This is a genomic window from Lentzea sp. NBRC 102530, assembly GCF_030269365.1.
Lineage (GTDB): Bacteria > Actinomycetota > Actinomycetes > Mycobacteriales > Pseudonocardiaceae > Lentzea.
The window spans coordinates 467,886-490,777 of sequence record NZ_BSTF01000005.1 but is presented as its reverse complement, the minus strand read 5'-3'; the positions used below and the strand labels follow the sequence as shown (position 1 = coordinate 490,777).

Genomic DNA, 22,892 nt, shown 5'->3' with positions numbered 1-22,892 from the left:
GGGCATGGCTTACGACGTCGCAGCGGTCCGCGCCCACTTCCCCGCGTTGCGCGAGGGTGCCGCGCACTTCGACGGTCCCGGCGGCGCGCAGGTGCCCGACGTCGTCGCCGACGCGGTCAGGGAGACGCTGACCTCGGCGGTGTCCAACCGCGGCTCCGTCACGGCCTCCGAACGCCGCGCCGAGGAGATCGTGCGGACCGCACGGCGCACGATGGCCGAGTTCCTCAACGCGGGCAGCATCGTGTTCGGCCGCAGCATGACGCAGCTGACCTACGACTTCGCCCGCACGCTGTCGAAGAACTGGCGTCCGGGTGACGAGATAGTCGTGACCAGGATCGACCACGACGCGAACATCCGGCCGTGGGTGCAGGCCGCCGAGGCAGCGCGCGCCACGGTCCGGTGGGCGCCGTTCGACCGCACGACCGGTGAGCTGCCGGTCGAGGCCGTGACGAAGCTGCTCTCCGACCGCACCCGCGTCGTCGCGATCACCGCCGCGTCGAACCTGCTCGGCACCCGGCCGGACGTCGCCGAGATCGCGCGGGCGGCGCACGAGATGGCGGCGTTCGTGTACGTCGACGGCGTGCACTACACCCCGCACGTGCCGGTCGACGTCGAGGCGCTGGACGCGGACTTCTTCGTGTGCTCGCCGTACAAGTTCCTCGGCCCGCACCTCGGCGTGCTGGCGGCGGCGCCGGAGCTGCTGGAGACGTTGCGGCCGGACAAGCTGCTGCCGTCGACCAACGCCGTGCCGGAACGGTTCGAGCTGGGCACCCTGCCGTACGAGCTGCTGGCCGGGACGACGGCGGCGGTGGAGTTCATGCGCACGCTCGAAGGCCTGGAGGAGTACGAACTCGGTCTGCGCGAGAAGATGGAGACCGGGCTGAAGGAACTCGGCGTCCGCGTCTACAGCAAGGCCGCGCTGCGCACGCCGACCGTGCTGTTCTCGGTCGACGGCCTGGACCCCGCCGAGGTGTACCGGCGGCTCGGCGCCGAGGGCGTGAACGCGCCGGCCGGCCACTTCTACGCGATCGAGTGCTCGCGCTGGCTCGGTCTGGGCGACAAGGGCGCCGTGCGGGCGGGCATCGGCCCGTACACCGACGAGTCCGATGTGGACCGGCTGCTCCAGGCCGTGGCCAAGCTCAGGTGAACAGCACCAGCCCGGCGTAGAGAGCACCGGCCAGCACGCTGATGTTGAGCCTGCGGGTGACGCGGTCACCGTGGTGGTCGGCGATCAACGACCGGGAGCGGGCCCACATCAGCTTCTCGCCGGCTTCCGCGTCGGGCAGGTGCGGTGTGGTCAGCACGTCTCCGTGCGGGCCGAACGCGAGCATGAGCTGCGGACCGGAGCGGCGCACGCCGTGCAGCTGCGCCCACGGCACGCGGTAGGTGAAGACGCCGGTGTAGAGCACGACGGCGTTGTGGTCGAGGCGCAGCATCGGCTGGAACCGCGTCACCGCCGACAGCACGCACTGCACTCCGATCAGCCCGAGCACGATCAGTTCCGGGTAGTGCTTCAACGCGATCAACGCCCCGACGGCGCCCAGCGACAGCAGCACCCCCTCGACCCGGCGGCGGTCCCCCGGCCAGATCGCGTGCGGCAGCTGCACCGGCGTGCCCGCGGTGACCGGAACGCCCGGCAGGTGTGCACTGTGGACGGTGTGCCGCGGCCGCACCCGGTTCAGCGTGCTGGTGGCCACGACCGTGCCCTCGACCAGCACCGCCACCTGCCCGCCGTGGTGCCACTCCCCCGCGACGAGCACCTCGACCGGGTCGTGCTGCAACGGCGGGTCCTCCTCGCCGCGCCAGACCGCACCGAACTGCTCGGTGTCGTGGTAGAGCGGTTCCTCCAGCCCCAGGTCGGCGAGCGTGGTGATGGTCGCGATGTCCTTCTTCTGGTAGCGCAACAGGATCCGGCGCGGCCCGACCGGGTGCGCCTGCATCCGCAGCGCCTTCACCGGCACGTTCCACAGCGCGCGCCGCCGCCGTTCGCGGGCGGCCAGCATGATCGCGGCGAACACCGCCGCACCGCCGAGGGTCAGCCACCACGTGACGTCCTCGGGTTCGTTCTCCATCCGCACCCACGAGCCGTCCGCGAGCACCGGCACGTCGTCGCCGACCTGGTACGTCTCCGGCGCGAGCGGCTCGAACGAGGCCCGTTGCCGGTCCGGCAGCTCCACCCACACCTCGTAGGTGTTCTTGACCTCGACGACCTCGGCCTGCACCCGGCTGGAGTTCGCGATGTGCCGTTCGATCTCGTCGTTGGTGAGGCTGTACTGCACGAACGTGAGGAACCCGAACAGCACCAGCAGCACCGCGACCACGCGCAGCACCCCGCGTTGCGGCGGCAGGTCCGGCAACGACACCAGGGCCGTGCCCGCCGCGTCGTGCTGGTCCGCCCGCGACCTCAACGTCCAGGCCGCCACCACCGCACACGCACCGGCGTGCAGCCCGAACGCCACGTTGGCCACCGCACTGCCGTCGAGCCCGATGTCCAGCACACCGAACAACACGCCCATCGCACAGCCCGTGAGCACACGGCCGAACAACAACAGCAACGGCGTGGCCAGCAACGGCACCACCGCGAGAGAGAACAACGGATCGGGCAAACACGGCTGAGCTGCCGTGCACGGCGCCACGTTCGCACTCAGCGACACGTAGAGGGCGACCATCCACCCGACGACGAGGCCGGCCTTGGTCACCCACCACGGAACCGCGGCTGCCTGCCAGCGCTGCACGTCCACGGCAGGGATCATGACACGTCCATTGCTCCGAACGGCGCGATTCCCCCTCGGTGGAACGGGTAATCGCAGGTCACTAACTCAGGAGGTGGACATGCTGGCCATCATCGCGGCGGTGTCGTTCGGCCTCGCCCTGATCCTCGATCTGGCGAAGACCGGACTCGGTGACGTGATCACCGCCAACACGCTCGTCGTGCTCGGACTGCTGCTGCTCGCGCTGCACCTCGCCGGTGTCGGCAGCGGCACCCGCTCCTTCGGCTGGCGTCGTGCCCGCAGGTAAGACCGTCGAAGGCCCCACCGGGTTGCCGAAACGCGCCTGGTGGGGCGTTCTCAAGCGGACGGTCAAGGAGTTCAACGACGACAACCTGACGGACTGGGCGGCCGCGCTCACCTACTACGCGGTGCTGTCGCTGTTCCCAGGAATCATCGTGCTGACGTCCGTGCTCGCCCTGCTCGGCGACACGACCACGCAGGAGTTGCTGAAGTACGTCGACCAGGTCGCGCCGGGACAGGCGGGCGACCTGGTGAAGTCGTCCATCGAGGAGCTCCAGAAGAGCCAGAACGCCGCCAGTCTGCTCGGCATCGTCGGGTTGCTGACCGCGTTGTGGACCGCGTCGGGCTACCTCGGGGCGTTCATGCGCGCGTGCAACGCCGTGTACGACGTCGAGGAGGGCCGCCCGTTCTGGAAGACGGTGCCGTTGCGGCTCGGCCTCACGCTCGGCTCGGTCGTGCTGGTGTCGATCACGCTCGGCGCGCTCGTGCTGACCGGCGGGGTCGCGGACGCCGTGGGCGACGCGATCGGTCTCGGCGACGCGGTCGTGACGGTCTGGGACATCGCCAAGTGGCCCGTCATCCTGCTGCTGGTGAGCCTCGCGTTCGCGGTGCTGTACTGGGCCGCGCCGAACGTGCGGCAGCCCGGCTTCCGCTGGGTCACGCCCGGCAGCCTGCTCGCGATCGTGCTGTGGGCGCTCGCGACCGTCGGCTTCGCGATCTACGTGGCGAACTTCGCCTCCTACAACAAGACCTACGGCTCGCTGGGTGGCGTGATCGTCTTCCTGGTGTGGCTGTGGATCTCGAACATCGCGGTGCTGCTCGGCGCCGAGTTCGACGCGGAACTGGAGCGCGGCCGCCGCCTCACCGAGGGCGAGAGCGACCCGTCACCCCATCCGCGTGATCTCCCCGGGTAGTTCGTCCGGCACGGCGGTCCACCGCCCGTCCGGCCCCGCCTCGACGCGTTCGGCGCCGCCGCGCGGGACGATCACCCACAGCTGGTCCTTCCCGGACAGCCATACCGCGCCGACGCCGTCTCCCTCGTAGACCCGGTCGTGCGCGTAGGTCTTGCGGAACACCTCGGCGCCGTCGCGGTCGGTCACCCGCACCTCGCTGTCGCTCTCGGCGTGCACGACGAAGTTCCCGCTGGGCGACGGCTGCGGGTCGCCGGGGCTCGCGAACTGCTGCTCGCTGCCGCACGCGCCGAGAAGCAGGAGCGCGGCCAGCGCCAGGCGGGAAATGCCGTGCGTCATGCGGCCAAATCTAACTACCCTGCGCAGCCGTGTGGAACGTTCTCGAGACCTTTTACGACTCCGTGCCCAGAGCGGGCGCCCGCGTCGAGGAGCACGGCGAGCTCGTGCTGTTCGTGCAGGCGGGCGACGGCTACCCGTACTACGCGCGGCCCCGGTTCCCCGGCGGCGATCCGAGTGTCGAGGACGTGCTGGGGGTGCGGGCCCGGCAACGCGAGCTCGAGGTGCCCGAAGCGCTCGAGTGGGTGCACGAGACGACGCCGGGTCTGCTCGACGTCGCCCGGCAGGCCGGGCTGGAGGTGCTCCAGGCTCCGTTGCTGGTGCTCGATCCGGAACGGCTGCCCGAACGGCATCCGCACGTGCGCGTGCTCGGCACCCGCCCGGCCGAGGTGAACGTCGTGGCGGAGCTCGCGTTCGGCTCGCCGGGGACGGGGGCCGGCGTGGTCGGCACCGCCGAACGGGACGCGGCGCTCGCGGCGGCGGTCCCCGCGGCCACCCGGCACCGGCACGCGGTGGCCGACCTGCCGGGCGAGGGCGTGCTGGCGGTCGGCACCGCGCAACGGGCGGGTGACGTCGTGGAGGTCGTCGGGGTCGGCACGCTGCCGGCGGCACGGCGCCGTGGCCTCGGTGGCGCGGTCACGGCGGAACTGGCGCGCGACGCCCTGGACCGCGGCGCCGAGCTGGTGTTCCTCTCGGCGGGCAGTCCGGAGATCGCGCGGGTCTACGAACGGGTCGGCTTCCGCCGCGTCGGAACGGCCTGCGTCGCCGCGCCCTAGGGCCGGCGCTCGTCGCGCGGCACGGGGACGCGGAACAGGCAGCCGACGCACGGCATGCCGGAGGGCTGGGCCAGCAGTTCGGCCTCGCCCTCCTGGATGAGCTCACCGCAGTAGGCGGTCAACGCGAGCAAGGTGTCGTCTTCGGGTACGGGTACGGGTACGGGTACGGGTACGGGTACGAGGTGGCACGTGCGTTGCGTCTCTCCGACGACACCCACGCGTTTGCGGACCAGCAGCACAGGCATGCTCACAGTTGGATCGTGCGGCCTCCCCGCGGGAACGGGGAGGGCTCGACGCGAATTGCGGGTCCCGTATGCGGAACTCGCATACGGACCTAACGCAGCCGGGCGGTCAGCTCGGCCATCGCCGGTGTGGCGGCCCACGGGACGAGCCTGGCCAGTTCGGTGACGATGAGCTGCGAGCCCGTCTGGCTGGCCAGGTCCAGCGCCACCAGCCCCAGTTCGGCGGCCCGCTCCACGTCTCCGGTGGCCGCGTGCGCATAGGCGAGGGTCGCCGTGTGCACGCCCTGTTCCCATTGGCAGACGCTGCCCCACCGCGGCATGAGCGTCGTGTACGCGTCGATGGCGCGACGGTGGTCCGCGAGGTCGACCATCGACGCGGCCCGTTGCAGCTCGACGTGCAGGTCGGTGAAGCAGTAGCCGATCGAGTACTCGTCCGTGCGCGGCCGTTCGACGTCCTGCACCAACGACCGTGCGAGGTCGAAGCGCGTCATGGAGGCGTGCAGGCCCGCGCGCGCAAGACCGCGTGCTTCCTGTCGCACCGCCATCGCGCGCACGACCGGCCTCACGCCCGTCTCTCGTTGTGCGGCACGGGCCAGCCCGATGACGCGATCGTCGTCGCCGTCGGCCTCGGCGAGCTGACTCAGCCGCACGTAGCAGTACGCGACGACGTCCCTGTCGTCCGCGGCCTGCCCCTGCTCCAACGCGCGGGACGTCCACGTGCAGGCGCTGTGCATGTCGCCGACCTCTTCGTAGAGCCAGCCGTAGAACTCCGCGTACATCGCGCCCGTGCCGAGCAATCGCCGACGAACGTCCCCGCGCGCGTTGCGGCGCAACGTGTCGATGACGCCGTACATGCCACGAACGGCAGGCATCAACGCACCGGTCGCACGCCAGTTGTGCGCGTCGTTGATGATCCTTCGCAGCACGAGCAACTGGCTGACCGCGTCGTCGTCGGAGTTGAAGACGGCGGAGGCGCACAACGCCATCAACGCCTTGCCCTCCAGGCCGGTCACGACGTCACCGGAGCGCACCGGCACCGTGCGGTCGGTGAGCCCGAGCAGGTGCGCGGGGATGCCGAGGAGGCGTTGCAACGTCCGCAGCACGCGCAGGTCGTAGGCGATGTTGCTGCCGGACTCCAGCCGGGAGATCGCGGACTGGGAGAACCCGGCGAGCGTGCCCAGCTCGTCCTGGCGCAGGCCGTGCGCCTTGCGCGCGAACGCGACGACCGCGCCCGGTGACGCGCCCGCGACCGCGTCCCCGATCTCCTTCGACTCCCAGGTGGACGGCGGCAACGTGGGCAGCGGTCCGTCCGGGACGACAGCGTTCTCAGCCGGATCGCTCACCCTCGACGCCTCCTGCGGCTCGGTCCGCCATCATGACGCTCCTCGCGAATTCGCTCCACCTCGTCTCAACACGGGACGAAACCGACTATCCTGCGGCCGTGATCAAGGACTTCGGTGCTGGTGTCGGTCTTCTGCTGCGCGGGTTCAGCCTGGTTTTCAGCTCCCCCAAGCGCGTGCTCATGGGTGCGTTGCCCGCCGTCATCACGGCTGTTCTCATGATCACCGGATGGGCGGTGCTGCTCACCAACATCGACTCGGTGGCCGGCTGGCTGACCGGGTTCGCGGACTCCTGGAGCGACACCTGGAAGTCCGTCGTCGAGGTCGCCGTCGGAATTTCGGTGGTCGCCGCGGTCCTCGGGCTGAGCGTGCTGCTGTTCACCGCGATCACGCTGATGATCGGCGGCCCGTTCTACGAGTACATCGCGGAAGAGGTCGAGGACGAACTGGGCGGCGTGCCGGACGCGGAGCAGATCGGCTGGTGGCGCGGGTTCGTGGTCGGGCTGCGCAGCACGCTCCTGCTCGTCGCGACCTCGATCGCGTTCGCGATCCCGTTGTTCTTCTGCGGCTTCATCCCGGTCATCGGCCAGACGGTCGTGCCGGTGCTCGCCGTGTGCATCAACGGCTACCTGCTCGGCATCGAGCTCACCGGCATCCCGTTCACCCGCCGCGGCCGGTCGTTCAAGCAGCGCAGGCAGATCCTCAAGACGCGCCGCGGCCTGGTGCTCGGCCTCGCGGTGCCGACCTACCTGCTGTGCCTGATCCCGCTGGCCGCGCTGATCGTCATCCCGGCCGCGATGGCAGGCGGCACGGTGCTCGCGCACCGCCTGCTCAACGGAGACCGCGCTCCTATCGCGTGAACGGCAGCCAGGCCTGCTGCGTCAGGCCGTTGCGGGCGTTGACCTGCACGCCGGACGCCGAGATCGACCACAGCTGGTCGCCGATGACGATCGTGCGCCGCTGACCGCCGCCGTAGTTGGTGCCGGTCTGCGGCTCGACGATCTTGCCGCCGTCGCGCAGCTGGTCACCGTCGACGCGCAGCACGACCGACGAGATCTCCTGGTAGGTCTTGTAGGCCGTCACGGGGATCACCAGCGTGCCGTCCTGCGGCCAGAACAGGAACGCGTGCGGGTCGAACTGGGCCTCGGAGTTGCTGTCCGGCAGGTGGTACTGCGCAAGCCGTTGCGGTGCCGCGGGATTGCGCACGTCGAACAGCGACACCTGGGTGCCGAGCGTGCGGCCCTGGTCGTTCGCCTCCTGGCCGACGCCGATCAGCCTCCCGTCGCCCGCCGGGTGCAGGTACGCGGAGAAGCCGGTGATCTTCAGCTCTCCCGTGACCCTGGGCTGCCTGGGATCGCTGAGGTCCAGTGTGTAGAGCGGGTCCGTCTGGCGGAACGTGACGACGTAGCCCATCTTGCCGATGAACCGGACGCTGTAGATCCGCTCGCCCTTGCCCAGACCGCCGACCTGGCCGACCTTCGCGAGCTGGTTGCCGTCGCGGCGCAGGGTCGTCACGAAGCTCTCCGACGGCGGGGGCGCCGGCGTGTTCGCCTGGTCCGTCGGCACCCGCCAGCAGCACCGCGTTTCCGTGCCCGTGGTGGTGGCGACCCGCAACACCCCGTCGTGCTCCGAGAGCGAGTACTGGTTGAGCAGCGTGCCGCTCACGTCCCCGGACGCCACGTGCTCGGGCGGCCCGGGCCGGCTGATGTCGAACTGGTGGATCGCCGTCGTGATCGGGCGCTGGACCGGTGGCCGGGAAGGGAGTTCGGGCAGCAAGCGGTGGTCGTCGGCGACGTAGAGGCTGCGGTCCGTGCCGTACACCGTGTCGCCGTCGGCGATGATCGACACGGGCTGGCCGGTGCCGAGCTTGCCGGACAGGTCGAACGTCAGCACGGTCAGCATCGACGTCGCGCTCGGTGCCGCGGGGCGGCTGACGTTCGCGCAGTCGACCAGCGTTCCGCTCGACCTGGCGCCGTTCTCGTTCAGCTCGTAGCGCGGCAGCCACGCCTGGATGGGTTCGCTCTGCAGGATCTCCCTGTTGCGGCGCAACGATCCCGCTTCGTTCGTCGTCTCGTTCGGGTAGACCCACGGCAGGCGCGGCTGCGAGCGGACGACGACCCGCGCGGTGCCGCCGACCTGGCGGGCGTCGAGGTAGTAGCCGTCGGTCTTGAGGCTGCTGATCTCCTTGAGCGCCTTGAGGTCCACGAGGATCAGCTCGGTGCCGGACTCCGGCGCGAACGAGGGCATGTCCGGTGGCAGTGCGGGCTTCTCGATCCTCATGGGGCTGTTGGCGACGACCAGCGCGCGGTCGCCCTGCACCAGCAGCTGGCTCGCGTACCGGTCACCGAGGTCGACCACGCCCGTGACGGCCCTGGTGGCGACGTCGATGATGCGCAGCTTGCCGTCGGCGATCGAGACGACGCGTTTCCCGTCCGTCTTCACGATGTCCGGCTCGTCGACGCCCTGCTCGTGGACGTTCGTGGTCGAGTGCTCCTGCTGTTGCGCGGGAGGGGTGGACGGCATCGCCTTCTCCGCGTTGCCCGCGGAGTTGGTCGTCGCGTCGCCCATGGTGAAGATCTGCGGCCGTCCGCCGAGGCCGTACGCGCTGACGTACGGCGACATGGCGCGGCGAAGTTCGGTCAATGCGTTGTCGCACGAGTCGAACGCGACGAGACGCACGGGCCCGTGGTCCACGATCGGTGGTGGCGCGAGGGTGTCGTCGCGCACCGCGGAGCTCACACTCACCCCGGCGACGGCCAGCACGGCGGCACCGGCCAACAGCTTCTTGCCGTTCATGTCCAGAGGACGTAAGCCGGGCCGGAAAGGGTTGCCGCCCTTTCCGGCCCGATTTCCTACAGCTGCGCCTGGATCTGCGCCGCGTAGGCGGAGACGCGCGCGTACACACCGGGGTACCCGGCCGCCGCGCAGCCCTCGCCCCACGACGTGATGCCGATCAGCTTGCCGCCGGCCACCAGCGGGCCACCCGAGTCGCCCTGGCAGGTGTCGGTGCCGCCCTGGGCGTACCCGGCGCACACCATGTGCGTGGCGTTGAAGTCGCTGCCGTACGAACTGGAGCAGCTGGTGTTGCTCGTCAGCGGAACGGTGGCGCGCAACAGGTAGCGCGACGCCGAGCCACCGGACGACGTGGTGCCCCAGCCGAGGATCGTCGAACTGGTGCCCGCGGCGTAGAGCGCGCTGTCCGCCGACGTGGCGAACGGGATCGGGGTCTGCGAGAGGTTGCGGTCGAGCGTGAGCACCGAGACGTCGTAGCCGCGGGTCACGTCGCGGTAGCTCGGGTGGATCCAGATCCGCGTGACGCGCGCGACCGTGCCCGCGGTGGAGTTCTTGTCGTCGCGGCCCGCCACGACCCGCACGGCGGACGCCGCGTCGCCGACGGTGCAGTGCGCCGCGGTGACGACCTTGTTCGGTGCGACGAGAGTGCCGCCGCAGTACTGGAAACCGCTGCTCGTGGCCAGGTAGACGACCCAGGGGTAGGTGGACGTGCTCGCGCGCGTGCCACCGACGATCTGGGTGCCGAACTCGCCGTCGGCGGTGGGGACCGGAGCTGCTTCGGCCACGCTGACGCAGGCCATGGACAGCGTTGCCGCCGCCAGTGCCGCGCCGAGCAGTGACCGGAGGCGGTGCAGGGTTGCCGCCATGATCGTCTCCTTCTTCTGTTGTGACCGACGGCTGCAGGGCCGTTGGTCGTTAAAGAAAGACATGAGTTCCAGTGGGGTGGGTAGGGCTGGTCCGCGTAGGCCGTTCAGCCGCGCCCGTGTCCGCGTGATTGGATCGAGCGCGAACAACCCCGTTCCGAGAGGAAGTTGTGATGGCCCCCACGAAGCCTGAGGTCGACCCGCACGACGGCCCGGCGCCCGCCGAACTGCTGATCGAGGACATCACCGTCGGCGAGGGCGCGGAGGCCACGGCCGGTCAGTTCGTGTCCGTGCATTACGTCGGTGTGTCGCACTCGACCGGTGAGCAGTTCGACGCGTCCTGGGACCGCGGCGAGGCGTTCCAGTTCCCGCTCGGTGGCGGCCGCGTCATCCAGGGCTGGGACCAGGGCGTCCAGGGCATGAAGGTCGGTGGCCGCCGCAAGCTGGTCATCCCGCCGCACCTGGGCTACGGCGCGCGCGGCGCCGGTGGCGTGATCAAGCCCAACGAGACGCTGATCTTCGTCGTCGACCTGCTGGGCGTGAACTGAGTCTTGAACTCGACGACGCCCCACTGGTCCGATCGGGTGGGGCGTCGTTGGTCTTTCCGGCCGATTTGACCCCGTGGCGGAACGGGAGCGAGCCCGGCTGCGTCATCCTTTGAGTCCGCTGCCGTTGTGGGAGGGAAGTACCCGGTGCCCGAGGACATCGCCGGATCCGAGCAGATGCTCGCGAACTGGAACCAGAGCATCCAGGAACGCGCCGCGCGCTACCAGGAGATGGCGACGCGCGTGCAGGGGATGACGATCTCCGAGCGCTCCCAGGACGGTTCCATCGAGATCCTGGTCGGGTCCAACGGCATCCTGCAGAACCTCGTGATCAACGAGTCCGCCTCGAGCAAGCGCATGGCCGAGGTCAGCGGCGAGATCATGAAGCTGTTGCAGCGCGCCCAGTCCCGCATCCCCGAACTGCTGCAGTCGGCCATGGCCGAGACCATCGGCACGCAGGACGAGACGGCCAACGTGCTGTTCAACGAGGCCAAGAAGAACTTCCCGGCCCCTCCCGCGGAAGAGCCGGCGCGCACGCCGTACGACCGCAACGAGATGAACTTCCGGGTCGAGGACGACGCACCGCCGCCCCCGTCCCGCCAGGCACCACCGCCTCCTCCGTCCCGCCAGGCGCCACCGCCTCCCCAGCGCCGTCGCCCGCCGAGGGACGATGACGACGACTTCGGCGGCGAGTCCGTCCTCACCTGATCCGTCCCGACCCTGAGGGGGGTTCTCCATGACCGGTTTCAACGTCACGTCCGACGTCCTGGAAGCGCACGCGAAAGCGTTGGAGGGCTTGCAGGGCCGGCTGCAGGGCGCGGTCGACGCGGCCAACACCGTGTCGATGCCGACGGACGCGTACGGCATCATCTGCCAGCCGTTCCGGATGCTGCTCGACCCCGTGGAGCAGTGGGGTCTCGACGCGCTGAAGGGTGCCGCGGAGGCCATGGACGCGACCGCGAAGAAGGTCACCGACACCGCCAAGCACTACCAGGAGGTCGAGGACCAGATCACCCGCGCCCTCAAGGGCGGGGCGTGACGCGTCCCTCGTTCGCGCCCTCCACGACGGGGAACCACCCACTCAGAGTTGTGTGAACGGCGCGGGACGGACGACCGGCCCGCGCCCGTCGCGGTAGCCCGATAAGATCAGCGGGCTTTCACGGGGAGAGGGGCGAGGACCACATGAGCCAGCCGGCGACACCGCTGAGCGAACAGGACCAGCAGCAGCTCGTGCGGCAGATCGGCCGTGCCATGCTGCCGGCCGTACCGCAGGGCTGGCAGCGCATCCGGGCCGAGTACCGCGCGGCGGGGCGGCACATCGAGGTCGACCTGGCGTTCGCCGGGCCCGACGGCCAGCTGCGCCCGGTGCGGCCGCCGATGGACGTCGTGCAGATGTTCGGCCACCTGCGCGGGGGCATGTACCACCCCGAGCGTGGCACGTGGCTGAGCGCGACCTACGAGATCGAGGCGCCCGCGGCGTTCACGGTGGACTTCAACGCCGAGGACGAGCCGCGCTGGCGCAACGCTCCGCCGCCCATCGGGTTCCGCGACGAGCTGCAGACGTTCCCGCGGCCCGACCGGATGATCCCGGACTGGTGGCGCCAGCGCGTGGGTCTGCCGCCGCTGCCCGAGCCGGAACCCCAGCAGCAGCCGCAGCCCCCGCAGCAGGAGTTCCAGGTGCCGCCCGCTGCGGCCCAGCAGGGTGCTTCGGACGAGCTGCGCACTGCTCGTGTGTACGACGGCAAGAACGACGACGGCCGCATCGTGGTGAACCGCCAGCCGGTCGACCCGCAGCTCGTCGACGGCCTGCTGAACTACCTCGAGTCGGCGCCGGTCGTGCTGGCCGCGCGCAGCTACGACACCGACGAGTTCTCGCAGACCGGTGAGCAGGACGTGCCGCTCAACTTCCGCACCGACGGCACCTGGATCTGGGCCGGCGCGGTGCCGCACTACCTGCGCAAGTACGGCCTGCCGCCGGAGCCCGAGCTGGTGGCGCACGCCGTGTCGCGCAACTTCCAGGTCGCCGAGGTCAACGAGCAGACGCAGGACAAGGCCGTCTCGATCATCACCGGCCAGGGTTAGTCCAGGGTTCGCAGGTACGCCTCTCCTCGCGGGGAGAGGCGTACCCGACCTCCAGGGACTCGGTGAGCCCCTTCGCCTTCAGAGTGCGGACGTCCGCCTTGAACGGCAGCTTCTCGCGGCCGATCGAAGCGGCCAGGTCCGCGGCGCGCACCCCGGGGTTCGCGGCGATCAGCCGCAGCAACGCGAGCTTGTCCTCCGGCAGCACTGTTCCGTCCACATCGGACGACGACCGCAGTTCGACCCGCGGATCTTCTCCCACGAAACGCAGGCGGATGCGGTAAAGCGCGCCCTCACGTCCGTCCACAGCGGACTTCAGTGCCACGACGGTCGGGAACCCGGCCGCCACCGCCTCGGCCCGCGTCACCCTCGTCACGACGTCCACCGCGTCGATCGCGAGGACGCCCCGCGACGTCCGCAGCGTCCCGCCCGCGCGCACGGTCGGCCGTTTCCAGCGCCGGAACTGCAGGGTGATCTCGCCGGAGCGGATGCGTTCCCAGTCAGCCACTCGGATCAGCACCGGACGAGGGTCTCAGGTTGCCGACCTCCGCGACAGCCGAGACCATCCAGACCATGCAACGGTGGTGGCTCTTCACGGTGCGCGGGGTGTTCGCCGTCCTGTTCGGCCTGGCGGCCCTGGTGTGGCCCGGCCTGACCCTGCTGGCGCTGATCATCCTGTGGGGCGCCTACGCGCTCTTCGACGGCGCGATGATGCTGTACCTGACGCTCACCCACAAGGAGTGGCCAGCTCGGTGGGCGCTGGGTCTGATCGGCGCACTGGGCGTGGTCACGGGCCTGATCGCGTTGTTCTGGCCGGGCATCACGGCGACCGCGCTGCTGCTCCTGATCGCCGCGTGGGCGCTCGTCACCGGCGTGCTGCAGATCGTCGACGCGATCCGCCTGCGCAAGGTGATGACGAACGAGTGGTTCTACGTCGTCACGGGCGCGCTGACGGTGCTGCTCGGCATCATCCTGGTGGTGAACCCGACGGCGGGCGCGCTGGCGTTCGTGATCACCATCGGGGTCTTCGCGATCCTGTGGGGCGTGGTGCTGATCCTGTTCAGCCTGCGGTTGAAGCAGCTCGCCGGCGGTCTCGCACCACGCGTACCGCGAGCGTGACCAGCACGGCGACCCCGACGAACACGTAGAGGTTGCCGATCACCTGCTGCCACCACGCCCAGTCCCGTTCGACGTCGTTGTCGCGCGGGAAGAGCCAGTGCGGACCGATCGCGAACACGGCCACGACCGCCCACGCCGCCCACTGCCGACGCAGCGCGGGCCGGGACAGCAGCACGAGCGCGGGAGCGATCCACACCCAGTGGTGCCCCCACGACACGGGCGAGATCAGCAGGCCACCGATCGCGACGACGAAGAACGCCTCGATCTCGCCCACCTGCGACGCCAACCACCACACCGTCGCCACGACCAGAAGCGCCAGCACGAGCCACACACCGACCTGGGCGCCGTCCTCCAGCCCGAAGCGGGCGAGCGTGCCGCGGATGGCCTGGTTCGACGCGTACGTGAGGCGCCCGACGCGGCCCGGATCGAGCAGCGCGTGCGTCCAGTACTCCTTCGCATCGCCGAACGAGATGAGGAACCCCAACGCGCCGAAGGCGAAGAACGAGCCGATGGACACGAACACGGGCTTCCACTGCCGTCGCGCGACGAAGAACAACGCGAAGAACGCCGGCGTCAGCTTGATGGCCGCCGCCAAGCCGATGAGCGCGCCACGAGGCCACCAGCGGGTGCGTTCGAGCAGGCAGTCGGCCATCACCAGCAGGCCCAGCAACAGGTTGATCTGCCCGAACCACAACGTCTCGCGCAGCGGGTCGAAGATCGACGACACGGCCGCCGCGCCGAGCCCCCACTTGACCGCGTCCGGCCCCCAGCCGACCACGCGTTGCGCCGCGATCAGGCACAACCCGGTGAGCATGGCGAGGTTCGCCGCCGCCACCACGAAGATCGCGACCCCGAGCGGCACCAGCGCCAGCAGGCTGAACAGCACGGCGGCGATCGGCGGGTACGTGAACGGCAGGTCCGGCCCACCGAGCGGTTTGGCGAAGCCCTCGACGTAGAGCGGGAGGTCCTTGAGGAACGCCGCCCCGCCGTTGCGATAGACGCGCAGGTCGAGCGACCACCCCGGGGGGCGGAGCATGACGTAGGCCAGCGTGGCCACCATGACGGCGGCCCAAGCCACCACGACCCGCTTGGCGGTGCGGTCGAGTTGCATCCGGGAATGGTATCGATGTGCCAGATGTCGCCCACGTCACCACTGCGTAACCGCAAATCTCACGTAGCGTCGTCGCATGACCGCGCAACGTCGATCGTTCGAGCTTGCGCCGTTCGAGGGGCGCACAAATGCGCACGCACGGGATATTCTGTGCGCATGAGTCCTGCTCTGGAGACGGTGCTGGCCAAGGCCGGCCTGCAGGTGAGCCCAGACGAGTTCCTGGCCCTCGTGACCGACGCGGCACGCAGGCTCGCCCCGCCACACCCGGAACCGGCCACCTACTTCACGCCGGACCAGCAGGCGGCACTGGAGGACGTGGGCCTGGACCTCTCCCCGGCGGGCCCGGCCGACTCCCGCCCGCGCACCCGCACCGTCGTCGCCCACGCCGTCCTGCGCGACTCGGCGCTGACCGTGAACGAGGCGGCCCGCCAGCTCCAGGTCGACACCAGCCGCATCCGCCACCGCCTCGGCGTCGGCAGGCTCGTCGGCTGGAAGGACAGGGGCAGCTGGCGCCTGCCCGCGTGGCAGTTCGCGGGCACCGGCGTCCTCCCCGGCCTCGAGACCGTGCTCTCCGAGGTCCCGACGGACCAGCCGGCCCTCGTCGTCGCCGCCTTCATGACCACCACCCAGGAAGACCTGCCGGTGGACGGCAAGCCCGCAACCCCGCGCGACTGGCTACTGGCGGGCGGCGACCCGCGCAAGGTAGCCACCCTCGCCGCCACGCTCGGCACACCTGCCTGAGCGTTCCCGAACACCGACAGGACCCGAATGTCACGGCTTCCGCAGCCGCCTGCCCCTGCCGTGCTCCAGGCACACCTGCGCCGCACCGAGGACGTCGTAGCCGTCCACCGCGCGACCCGCCTGGTCCGCGTCTTCACGGCGAAGGGCTCACACCCGCAGCGCTGGAACACGTTCCGCTACACGGGCCCGCTCCCCCACGCCCGCTTCGACGCACAACAACCGGCCCCGGACGGCTCGCCGGTGCAGGACCACGAGAACGGCGTCCTGTACTTCGGCCTCTCGGTCCGCACGTCGATCGCCGAGGTCTTCCAGGCGACCTCGATCGTGGACCGCCGCACCCGCTCGCCGTTCCTGGTGGTGCTGCGACCTCGGCGCACGTTGCGGCTGTTGGACCTGGGCGGGTTGTGGCCCACTCGGGTCGGTGCGTCGCAGGAGATCTCGACCGGGCCGAAGCTGGTGACGCAGGCCTGGTCGCGGGCGATTCGGGCGGCCTACCCGGAGTTGGACGGGCTTTGGTACCGGTCGTCGATGGACTCCGGGGATCCGGCGATCTGCCTGTGGGACCCGCCTGGGGCGTCCGGGTTGCCGGCGGCTCCGGACGTGTTGTTGCCGCTGGACCATCCGGGGCTCGACCTGCCGCTGGCTCGGGTGTGCGAGGAGCTCAACTACACGTTGCTGGGCTGATTCAGCGCTTCCCGGATCGCCAGCGCCTCCTCCATCGCTGCGAGTGCGTCGTCGGGTCGCCCCAACGCGCGATGGACGTCGGCGATGAGCTCCAGGTCCTCCACCATCCGTGCCCAATTGCCGAAACGCCGATGAATCGCCAACGCCTCCTCGGCACACTCCAGAGCACGAACCGGCTCACCCTGCCGGGAGTACACGTAAGCGACGCAGAAAAGCGCCTTCGCCTGCCCGGTCTCGTGCTGCGGCGAGACGGAACGGTGCAGCTCCAGTCCCTTCACAGCGCAGGAACGCGCCTCATCGAACATGTCTAGCGCCGCGTAGCACTGCGCCTGCCGCACCCAGGACGTCGCGGCCCAGAATGGGTTGTCCCCAGGACCGATTTTCCGCGTGCCGGTCGCGTGCTGCACAGCACGCCGATGCCACCCCCGCGCAGAGCACATCGTGGACAGCGCTTCGTGGCAATGCGCCTTCTGAACGAGGTCACCAATCTCCTCGGCGACGTTCAACGCGCGCAGCAACACAGTCTCCGCCTCCTCCCACTCCGACAGCTTGGTGAGCGCGCGACCAAGCCCCCGGCAAGCGCGAACCTGTGCGACGGGGTCTCCCAGCCGATCAGCTGATCCGACAGCGGTCCGGTACATCGAGGCGAGGTCGCGCCAATGCCCTCGCGTGGTGAGGTAGCTGCGCAGGGACATGGTCAACTGCCAGCTTTCCCGGTCGAGTCCTGCCTCCACCGCGTGATGCACCAGGTTCGTCAGCACCTCGTGCTAGTCGGCGAACCACTCACCTGCCTGCACCGGCCCCGGGAAGGAAAGCGGCAGGACCTCTGGATCGGCCGGGGTCAAGTCGATGCCGATCCGCCAGACTTGCAAGGCGCGATCAGCCGACCAGGCAGTGTGCAGATAGAAGTCGAACATCCGGCGCAGCGCCTCGTCGTCGCGTTCCGCTTGCTCCCGTGCGAACAACCTCAGCAGGTCGTGGAACCGGAACCGCCCCGGCAGGTACTCGTCCAGCAACGAGGCGCTCACCAGTTCACGCAGCGACTTCCGGCATTCGCGGACCCCGGCGAGCGCGGCCGCGGCACGGGCGTCGACGTCCGGCCCAGGATGCAGACCGAGCAACCGGAAGAGCCTCGCCGCCGGATCACTCAACGCCCGCACCGACCAGGAGAACACCGACCGGAGGCTGACGTGCTCCTCCCCCAGGTCGAGCGCCTCCAGGCGTTCCTCGCGCAGTGCGGTGACGGAGGTGTTCGGTTCCAGCGCGGCTCGGGCCGCGGCGATGCTCAACGCGAGCGGCAGGCCCGCGCACAGCTCGACCAAAGCACCGGTGTCCACGTCGCCGAGCCGGTCGCGCAGCAACGCTGCGGCTTCGTCGTCGGGCAGCAGGTCCAGGCGCAGCGGCCGCGCGCCGTGCTCCGCGACCAGGCCCGCGAGGTGGTTGCGGCTGGTGATCACGACGAAGCAGTCCGGTCCGCCCGGCAGCAGTGAACGGACCTGGGCGGCGTTGTTGACGTTGTCGAGCACCATCAGGACGCGGCGCCCGGCGACCTTGCTGCGGAACAACGCGGTCTGCGCGTCCAGTCCGACCGGGATGGCATCGCTCGGCACCCCGAGTGCATCGAGGAAACCGCGCACGGCCTCGCCGGCGGACATGGGTTCGCGGTCCGGCTCGAACCCGCGCATGTTCACGTACAGCTGGCCGTCCGGGAACCGCTCGGCCACCCGATGTGCCCAGCGCAGCGCCAAAGCGGTCTTGCCCACGCCCGCTGTGCCGTTCACCGCCGAGATGACGGCGACACCGGAGTCGAGCGCCGCGTCGAGTGCCGCCAGTTCGTCGTGCCGACCGCTGAACGTCGAGACCACGGCCGGCAGCTGACGTGGCACAGCCGACGGCAAGGACGGCAGGCCGTGCCAGCTGGCCCGCACCACTGCCCCGGTCGGCGTGCTCTCCACGAGAACACCTTCACGTCCGGGGCAGCGGGAGGACCAGCGGCCGAACGGGTCAGGCCTTGAGGTAGCGGCCCCACCACTCCAGCACGGCCTCGAAGCGCTGCTTGCGGTGCCGCGGCTGCCCCGACCGCGTGAGCTCGTGCCCCTCGCCCGGGAAGATCAGCATCTCCGTCTCGACCCCGCGCCGCTTCAGCGCCACGAACATCCGCTGCGCCTGCTCCAGCGGGCACCGCCAGTCCTGCTCGGAGTGGACGACGGCGAACGGCAGGTTGATCTTCTCGGCGTACGTCAGCGGTGACATCGCCCGCTGCGCCTCGGGGTCGGGGCCGCAGTAGGCGTCGGCGAAGAAGTAGCCGATGTCCGACGAGCCGCCGAACGAGTCCCAGGCGTTGACGGCGCGTTCGGACCAGGCCGCCTTGAAGCGTTCGCCGTGGTGCGCGGAGAGCCACGAGGTCATGAAGCCGCCGTAGGAGCCGCCCATGATGCCGACGCGGTCGGCGTCGAGGTCGGGTCGCGCGAGTGCGACGTCCAGGAGGGACAGGACGTCGTCCACGTCGACCGTGCCGAACTTGCCGATGACCGCCTGGCCGTGGGACTGGCCGTAGCCCGCCGAGCCGCGCGGGTTCGGCAGGACGACGGCGTAGCCGGCGGTGGCGTAGACCTGGGCCTCGTCGAAGAAACCCCAGCTGTGGTACATGAACGGGCCGCCGTGCACGGCCATCACGACCGGGTGCGGGCCCTCGCCCTCGGGCAGCACCAGCCAGCCGTGGACGGGGTAGCCGTCGGAGGCGGAGCCGGTGAGTTCCACGACCTCGCGTGCGGCCACCGAGGGAAACGCCGTGCGCACACCGGTTCCGACGAACTCGACCTGACCGACGCTGTCCGGAGTGGACACGACGGCGACCACGGTGGACCCGTCGGAGGCGAACGAGCGAACGGCGGCCGACGACCCCGCCAGCACCTCGCCCGAGCCCCCGTCGAAGGGAATCCTGCGCAGCTCCAGGGCGCCGCGGTTGCGCACGACCAGCAGCACACCGGAGGAATCCGCGACCGGCGGGCCGGAGAGCCGTTCCACGTCAACGGTTTCGACGTCCGTCAACCGCACGGCGCCGGAACCGTCCACAGAGGACTTCCAGAGGCCCTGGTTGCGGGCCACGGCGTCGATGCCGGTGAACTCCGTGCCCAGCCAGAACAACGAGCCGTCGGCGACGAACGGCATCGAGACCTCGCCGGCGCCGCGCAGCAGCAAAGCCGGCGAACCGCCCGAAGCGGGCACCGTGTACAGGTCGGAGTGCAGCGTCTCCACGACACCGAGGTCGCGTGGCGCCACGAACACCAGCGTCGAGTCGTCGAGCCAGGCGGGGTCGGAGACGTCGAACGACCCGTCGGTCGCCTCCGACACGGTGCCGTCCAGGTCGACGACGTGCAGCCGCGGGCGGCGGTCGCCGAGGAAGCCCACGTCGTCGACGCGGTAGTCGAGGCGGGTGATGCGGCGCGGCGCCTCGGCCTCGGGGCCGTCGTCGGTGGTGCCGTAGCGGCCTTCCTCCGGCACGCGAGCGACGAAGACGATCCGCGTCGAGTCCGGCGACCACACCGGGGCGCCGGCGCCGAGCGGCAGGTCGGTCAGCTTGCGTGGTTCGCCGCCGTCGACGGGAACGACGTAGAGCTGCGGCTTCGACTTTCCGGACACGCGCAAGAACGCGACGAGCTTGCCGTCGGGAGAAATGCGCTGCGCATTGTCCCGATCACCGTGCGTCCACGGTGTTGTCGTTCCGTCGGGGAACACCCGGTGCAGACCGCCCCGGTAGGTGTTCTTCTCGAGATCGGGCGTGGTGATGCTGACCAGCACCAAGTCTCCGGACACGGCGACGGTGCCGGGCGTGGTGAGCAGCTGCAGGTCGTCAGGGCGCACGGCGTGGACGCTAACAGAACTTGTTAGCAAAGCTCAGAGTTATTTGTTGACCGATCACAAAAATTGACTCGCCGCATAGATTCCCGCGTATGACGCGCATCGTGTTCTCTGGGGGCAGGGTCTTCACCGGCCGGGGGTTCGAGCCCGGCGACGTCGTCGTCGAGGGCGACCGCATCGTCGACGTCGGTGTCGGTCTGGACGGCGACACCTCGATCGACGCGACCGGCCACTCGATCCTGCCGGGGCTGTTCGACTGCCACGTGCACTTCATGTTCAGCGGCGCCGACCTGGTGCGATCGCTGAACACGCCGTTCTCGCTGCCGTTCTACGAGGCGATCGGCAACATGAGGGCGACGCTGCAGTGCGGCATCACGACCGTCCGCGACGCCCTCGGCGCCGACCTCGGTGTCGCGGAAGCGGTGCGGCGCGGGCTGGTCCAGGGGCCGCGCATGCAGATCGCGGTCAACATGGTGTCGCAGACCGGCGGCCACAACGACGACTGGATGCAGTGCGGCGCGCACGTCTCACCGCCGCTGCACCCCGGCCTGCCGGACACCGTCGCCGACGGCCCGGAGGAGTTGCGCAAGGTCATCCGCACGCTGGTCCGCCACGGCGCCGACATCATCAAGATCGCGTCCAGCGGTGGCGTGATGTCCCCGCGCAGCAACCCGCGGCACGCGCACTTCCGCGACGAGGAGATCGCGATGATCGTGCAGGAGGCCAACGCCGCCGGCATCGCGGTCATGTCGCACGCCATGAGCGGCGACGGCATCCTCACGGCCGTGCGCAACGGCGTGCGGTCCATCGAGCACGGCGTCTTCCTCACCGACGAGGGCGTCGAGGAGATGCTCAAGAACGGCACGTGGCTGGTGCCGACGCTGATGGCGCCGCGCATGGTGATCGACCAGGCGAACGCCGGCGTGGCGATCTCCGACGTCATCATGGACAAGGCCAAGGCCGTGGTGGCGCAACACTTCCAGTCGTTCCAGAAGGCGCACCAGGCCGGGGTGAAGATCGCGATGGGCACCGACTCCGGCGTCGGCCCGCACGGCGACAACCTGAACGAGCTCACGCTCATGGTCGAGTACGGCATGACCCCGGCGGAGGCGCTCTACGCGACCACCACGTCGGCCGCCGAGCTGATGCGCCTCGGAAACGACCTCGGCGAGCTCGCCAGTGGCAAGCTCGCCGATCTCGTGCTCGTGGAGGGTGACGCCGAGCAGCACGTGAAGGCCGGAACGCTCAAGCAGGCCATCCGCGCCGTCTACCAGAACGGCGTCTCCCAGGTGTGACTAGTGGTGGGCGTCCGCCCCGATGTGCTTCGCGGCCTCGGGGTGGCGCTTCACCTTCCACAGGCTGGCGATCGTCGTGATGGCCAGCACGCCGATGATCACCGACAGCGACACCTCGATGCCGATCGTCGGCACGTGGAAGGGCTCGCCGCCGTTGAGGAACGACAGGCTGTTGGTGTGCAGGGCTTCCAGGATCAGCTTGACGCCGATGAAGCCGAGGATGACCGCGAGGCCGATCGACAGGTAGACGAGCTTCGCGAGCAGGCCGCCGAGCAGGAAGTACAGCTGGCGCAGGCCCATCAGCGCGAACGCGTTGGCCGTGAACACCAGGAACGGCTCCTTGGTGAGGCCGAAGATCGCGGGGATCGAGTCGAGCGCGAAGAGCAGGTCGGTGGAGCCGATCGCGACCATCACGATGAACATCGGGGTCACGAAGCGCTTGCCGTCGATCTTGATGAACGACTTGGAGCCGTGGAAGTCGTTGGTCACCGGGAAGACCTTGCGCACCATGCGGAGCATCAAGTTCTCCTTGTACTCCTCTTCCTCGTCGTGGTTCTCCCGCGCCAGCTGCCAGCCGGTGTAGATGAGGAACGCGCCGAAGATGAAGAAGACCCAGCTGAACTGCGCGATGAGCGCCGCGCCGGCCGCGATGAAGATGCCGCGCATGATCAGGGCGAGCACGATGCCGATCAGCAGCACCTTGTGCTGGTGGATCGCGGGCACCTTGAACGTCGTCATGATGATCAAGAAGATGAACAGGTTGTCGACGCTCAGCGAGTACTCGGTGATGTACCCCGCGAAGAACTCCGTCGCGTACTGACCACCGGAGAAGTACCAGATCCCGAGCCCGAAGAGGGCCGCCACCGCCACGTAGAAGATCACCCAGCGGGCGGCTTCACCGATCGTCACCTCATGGGGCTTTCGATCGACGATCACGAGATCCACAGCGAGCAGGACGAGCAGACCACCGATCGTCGCGAGCCACAACCATGCGGGGACGTTCACAACGCATACCTCCGGGATTCTCAGCGCACGCCAAATTCACCCGGAGGTCTCCTCCGCCGCCGAGATGATCTCTCGAACGACCGACGGCACCGGGACCTCAACGTTGAGCTCCGTACTGACGACACCGCCGCTTAGGGAGTACTCCCCTCCATGCTGCGTGAATATTGTGCTCCATGAAGT

25 protein-coding genes are annotated in these 22,892 nt (G+C 69.6%); 13 read left to right on the top strand and 12 right to left on the bottom strand.

Going from position 1 to position 22,892, the window contains the following annotated elements; all coding sequences use genetic code 11:
• Window positions 1-4: 4 nt before the first annotated feature.
• On the top strand, window positions 5-1,147 hold the full coding sequence (locus tag QSK25_RS16660) for a cysteine desulfurase-like protein (protein ID WP_285639265.1): 1,143 nt from the start codon (window positions 5-7) through the stop codon (window positions 1,145-1,147).
• Here the strand turns inward: QSK25_RS16660 and QSK25_RS16655 are convergent.
• Window positions 1,140-2,753 carry a hypothetical protein gene (locus tag QSK25_RS16655; protein WP_285639263.1) on the bottom strand — a complete coding sequence of 538 codons (1,614 nt, stop codon included), beginning with the start codon at window positions 2,751-2,753 and terminating at the stop codon, window positions 1,140-1,142. The genes QSK25_RS16660 and QSK25_RS16655 overlap by 8 nt on opposite strands.
• A 79-nt stretch (window positions 2,754-2,832) precedes the next feature.
• Between QSK25_RS16655 and QSK25_RS16650 the strand changes: the two genes are divergently transcribed.
• Window positions 2,833-3,018 (top strand): hypothetical protein, encoded by a 186-nt coding sequence (locus QSK25_RS16650; protein WP_285639262.1) that lies wholly within the window; start codon window positions 2,833-2,835, stop codon window positions 3,016-3,018.
• Complete coding sequence (locus tag QSK25_RS16645) at window positions 3,005-3,925, top strand: YihY/virulence factor BrkB family protein (RefSeq protein WP_285639260.1); 921 nt, start codon at window positions 3,005-3,007, stop codon at window positions 3,923-3,925. Before QSK25_RS16650 ends, QSK25_RS16645 begins: the two co-directional genes overlap by 14 nt.
• On the opposite strand, the gene QSK25_RS16640 is transcribed toward QSK25_RS16645, so the two are convergent.
• Window positions 3,896-4,261, bottom strand: coding sequence for a hypothetical protein (locus QSK25_RS16640; RefSeq protein ID WP_285639259.1), 366 nt, complete (start codon window positions 4,259-4,261; stop codon window positions 3,896-3,898). The two genes, QSK25_RS16645 and QSK25_RS16640, sit on opposite strands and share 30 nt — an antisense overlap.
• A 29-nt stretch (window positions 4,262-4,290) precedes the next feature.
• On the opposite strand from QSK25_RS16640, the gene QSK25_RS16635 reads away from it, so the two are divergent.
• Window positions 4,291-5,034, top strand: coding sequence for a GNAT family N-acetyltransferase (locus tag QSK25_RS16635; RefSeq protein WP_285639258.1), 744 nt, complete (start codon window positions 4,291-4,293; stop codon window positions 5,032-5,034).
• Here the strand turns inward: QSK25_RS16635 and QSK25_RS16630 are convergent.
• Both QSK25_RS16630 and QSK25_RS16625 read right to left on the bottom strand, forming a co-directional pair.
• A complete protein-coding gene (locus QSK25_RS16630) occupies window positions 5,031-5,285 on the bottom strand; it encodes a hypothetical protein (RefSeq protein ID WP_502881852.1) in 255 nt (84 codons plus the stop codon). The two genes, QSK25_RS16635 and QSK25_RS16630, sit on opposite strands and share 4 nt — an antisense overlap.
• 83 nt (window positions 5,286-5,368) lie before the next feature.
• Complete coding sequence (locus QSK25_RS16625; protein WP_285639257.1) at window positions 5,369-6,619, bottom strand: helix-turn-helix domain-containing protein; 1,251 nt, start codon at window positions 6,617-6,619, stop codon at window positions 5,369-5,371.
• Window positions 6,620-6,717: 98 nt separating this feature from the next.
• Between QSK25_RS16625 and QSK25_RS16620 the strand changes: the two genes are divergently transcribed.
• On the top strand, window positions 6,718-7,476 hold the full coding sequence (locus QSK25_RS16620) for an EI24 domain-containing protein (RefSeq protein ID WP_285639255.1): 759 nt from the start codon (window positions 6,718-6,720) through the stop codon (window positions 7,474-7,476).
• On the opposite strand, the gene QSK25_RS16615 is transcribed toward QSK25_RS16620, so the two are convergent.
• Together QSK25_RS16615 and QSK25_RS16610 are read right to left on the bottom strand one after the other, a co-directional pair.
• Complete coding sequence (locus QSK25_RS16615; protein WP_285639254.1) at window positions 7,466-9,412, bottom strand: beta-propeller domain-containing protein; 1,947 nt, start codon at window positions 9,410-9,412, stop codon at window positions 7,466-7,468. The two genes, QSK25_RS16620 and QSK25_RS16615, sit on opposite strands and share 11 nt — an antisense overlap.
• Window positions 9,413-9,468: 56 nt before the next feature.
• On the bottom strand, window positions 9,469-10,275 hold the full coding sequence (locus QSK25_RS16610; protein ID WP_285639253.1) for a S1 family peptidase: 807 nt from the start codon (window positions 10,273-10,275) through the stop codon (window positions 9,469-9,471).
• 170 nt (window positions 10,276-10,445) lie between these two features.
• Between QSK25_RS16610 and QSK25_RS16605 the strand changes: the two genes are divergently transcribed.
• From QSK25_RS16605 to QSK25_RS16590, 4 genes are all read left to right on the top strand, one after another.
• Window positions 10,446-10,820 carry an FKBP-type peptidyl-prolyl cis-trans isomerase gene (locus QSK25_RS16605; RefSeq protein ID WP_285639252.1) on the top strand — a complete coding sequence of 125 codons (375 nt, stop codon included), beginning with the start codon at window positions 10,446-10,448 and terminating at the stop codon, window positions 10,818-10,820.
• A gap of 126 nt (window positions 10,821-10,946) precedes the next feature.
• Entirely contained in the window at window positions 10,947-11,525 is a 579-nt protein-coding gene (locus tag QSK25_RS16600; RefSeq protein ID WP_352235957.1) for a YbaB/EbfC family nucleoid-associated protein, read from the top strand.
• Window positions 11,526-11,553: 28 nt separating this feature from the next.
• Window positions 11,554-11,856 carry a type VII secretion target gene (locus QSK25_RS16595; RefSeq protein WP_285639250.1) on the top strand — a complete coding sequence of 101 codons (303 nt, stop codon included), beginning with the start codon at window positions 11,554-11,556 and terminating at the stop codon, window positions 11,854-11,856.
• Between the two features lie 143 nt (window positions 11,857-11,999).
• Entirely contained in the window at window positions 12,000-12,899 is a 900-nt protein-coding gene (locus QSK25_RS16590; protein ID WP_285639249.1) for a hypothetical protein, read from the top strand.
• On the opposite strand, the gene QSK25_RS16585 is transcribed toward QSK25_RS16590, so the two are convergent.
• Window positions 12,883-13,416 carry a hypothetical protein gene (locus tag QSK25_RS16585; RefSeq protein WP_285639248.1) on the bottom strand — a complete coding sequence of 178 codons (534 nt, stop codon included), beginning with the start codon at window positions 13,414-13,416 and terminating at the stop codon, window positions 12,883-12,885. The two genes, QSK25_RS16590 and QSK25_RS16585, sit on opposite strands and share 17 nt — an antisense overlap.
• A gap of 53 nt (window positions 13,417-13,469) precedes the next feature.
• On the opposite strand from QSK25_RS16585, the gene QSK25_RS16580 reads away from it, so the two are divergent.
• Entirely contained in the window at window positions 13,470-14,015 is a 546-nt protein-coding gene (locus QSK25_RS16580; protein ID WP_285639247.1) for an HdeD family acid-resistance protein, read from the top strand.
• On the opposite strand, the gene QSK25_RS16575 is transcribed toward QSK25_RS16580, so the two are convergent.
• The gene (locus QSK25_RS16575; protein ID WP_285639246.1) at window positions 13,957-15,126 is read right to left on the bottom strand and encodes a glycosyltransferase 87 family protein; all 1,170 of its coding nucleotides are present in this window, start codon (window positions 15,124-15,126) and stop codon (window positions 13,957-13,959) included. The genes QSK25_RS16580 and QSK25_RS16575 overlap by 59 nt on opposite strands.
• A gap of 156 nt (window positions 15,127-15,282) precedes the next feature.
• Here QSK25_RS16575 and QSK25_RS16570 point away from each other — a divergent pair, with 156 nt between their 5' ends.
• Together QSK25_RS16570 and QSK25_RS16565 are read left to right on the top strand one after the other, a co-directional pair.
• The gene (locus QSK25_RS16570) at window positions 15,283-15,867 is read left to right on the top strand and encodes a DNA-binding protein (protein ID WP_285639245.1); all 585 of its coding nucleotides are present in this window, start codon (window positions 15,283-15,285) and stop codon (window positions 15,865-15,867) included.
• A 27-nt stretch (window positions 15,868-15,894) separates the two neighbouring features.
• Window positions 15,895-16,551: an RES family NAD+ phosphorylase gene (locus tag QSK25_RS16565; protein ID WP_285639243.1), complete on the top strand. Its 657-nt coding sequence runs from the start codon at window positions 15,895-15,897 to the stop codon at window positions 16,549-16,551.
• Here QSK25_RS16565 and QSK25_RS16560 read toward each other — a convergent pair.
• The 3 genes from QSK25_RS16560 to QSK25_RS16550 are packed head-to-tail and all read right to left on the bottom strand — an operon-like array spanning window position 16,533 to window position 20,415.
• A complete protein-coding gene (locus tag QSK25_RS16560) occupies window positions 16,533-17,312 on the bottom strand; it encodes a tetratricopeptide repeat protein (protein ID WP_285639242.1) in 780 nt (259 codons plus the stop codon). The genes QSK25_RS16565 and QSK25_RS16560 overlap by 19 nt on opposite strands.
• A 6-nt stretch (window positions 17,313-17,318) precedes the next feature.
• Window positions 17,319-18,506, bottom strand: coding sequence for an ATP-binding protein (locus QSK25_RS16555; RefSeq protein WP_285639240.1), 1,188 nt, complete (start codon window positions 18,504-18,506; stop codon window positions 17,319-17,321).
• Window positions 18,507-18,555: 49 nt separating this feature from the next.
• A complete protein-coding gene (locus QSK25_RS16550; RefSeq protein WP_285639238.1) occupies window positions 18,556-20,415 on the bottom strand; it encodes a S9 family peptidase in 1,860 nt (619 codons plus the stop codon).
• 89 nt (window positions 20,416-20,504) lie between these two features.
• Here QSK25_RS16550 and QSK25_RS16545 point away from each other — a divergent pair, with 89 nt between their 5' ends.
• Complete coding sequence (locus tag QSK25_RS16545) at window positions 20,505-21,707, top strand: metal-dependent hydrolase family protein (RefSeq protein ID WP_285639237.1); 1,203 nt, start codon at window positions 20,505-20,507, stop codon at window positions 21,705-21,707.
• On the opposite strand, the gene QSK25_RS16540 is transcribed toward QSK25_RS16545, so the two are convergent.
• Window positions 21,708-22,712: a TerC family protein gene (locus QSK25_RS16540; protein ID WP_285639236.1), complete on the bottom strand. Its 1,005-nt coding sequence runs from the start codon at window positions 22,710-22,712 to the stop codon at window positions 21,708-21,710.
• Between the last annotated feature and the right edge of the window lie 180 nt (window positions 22,713-22,892).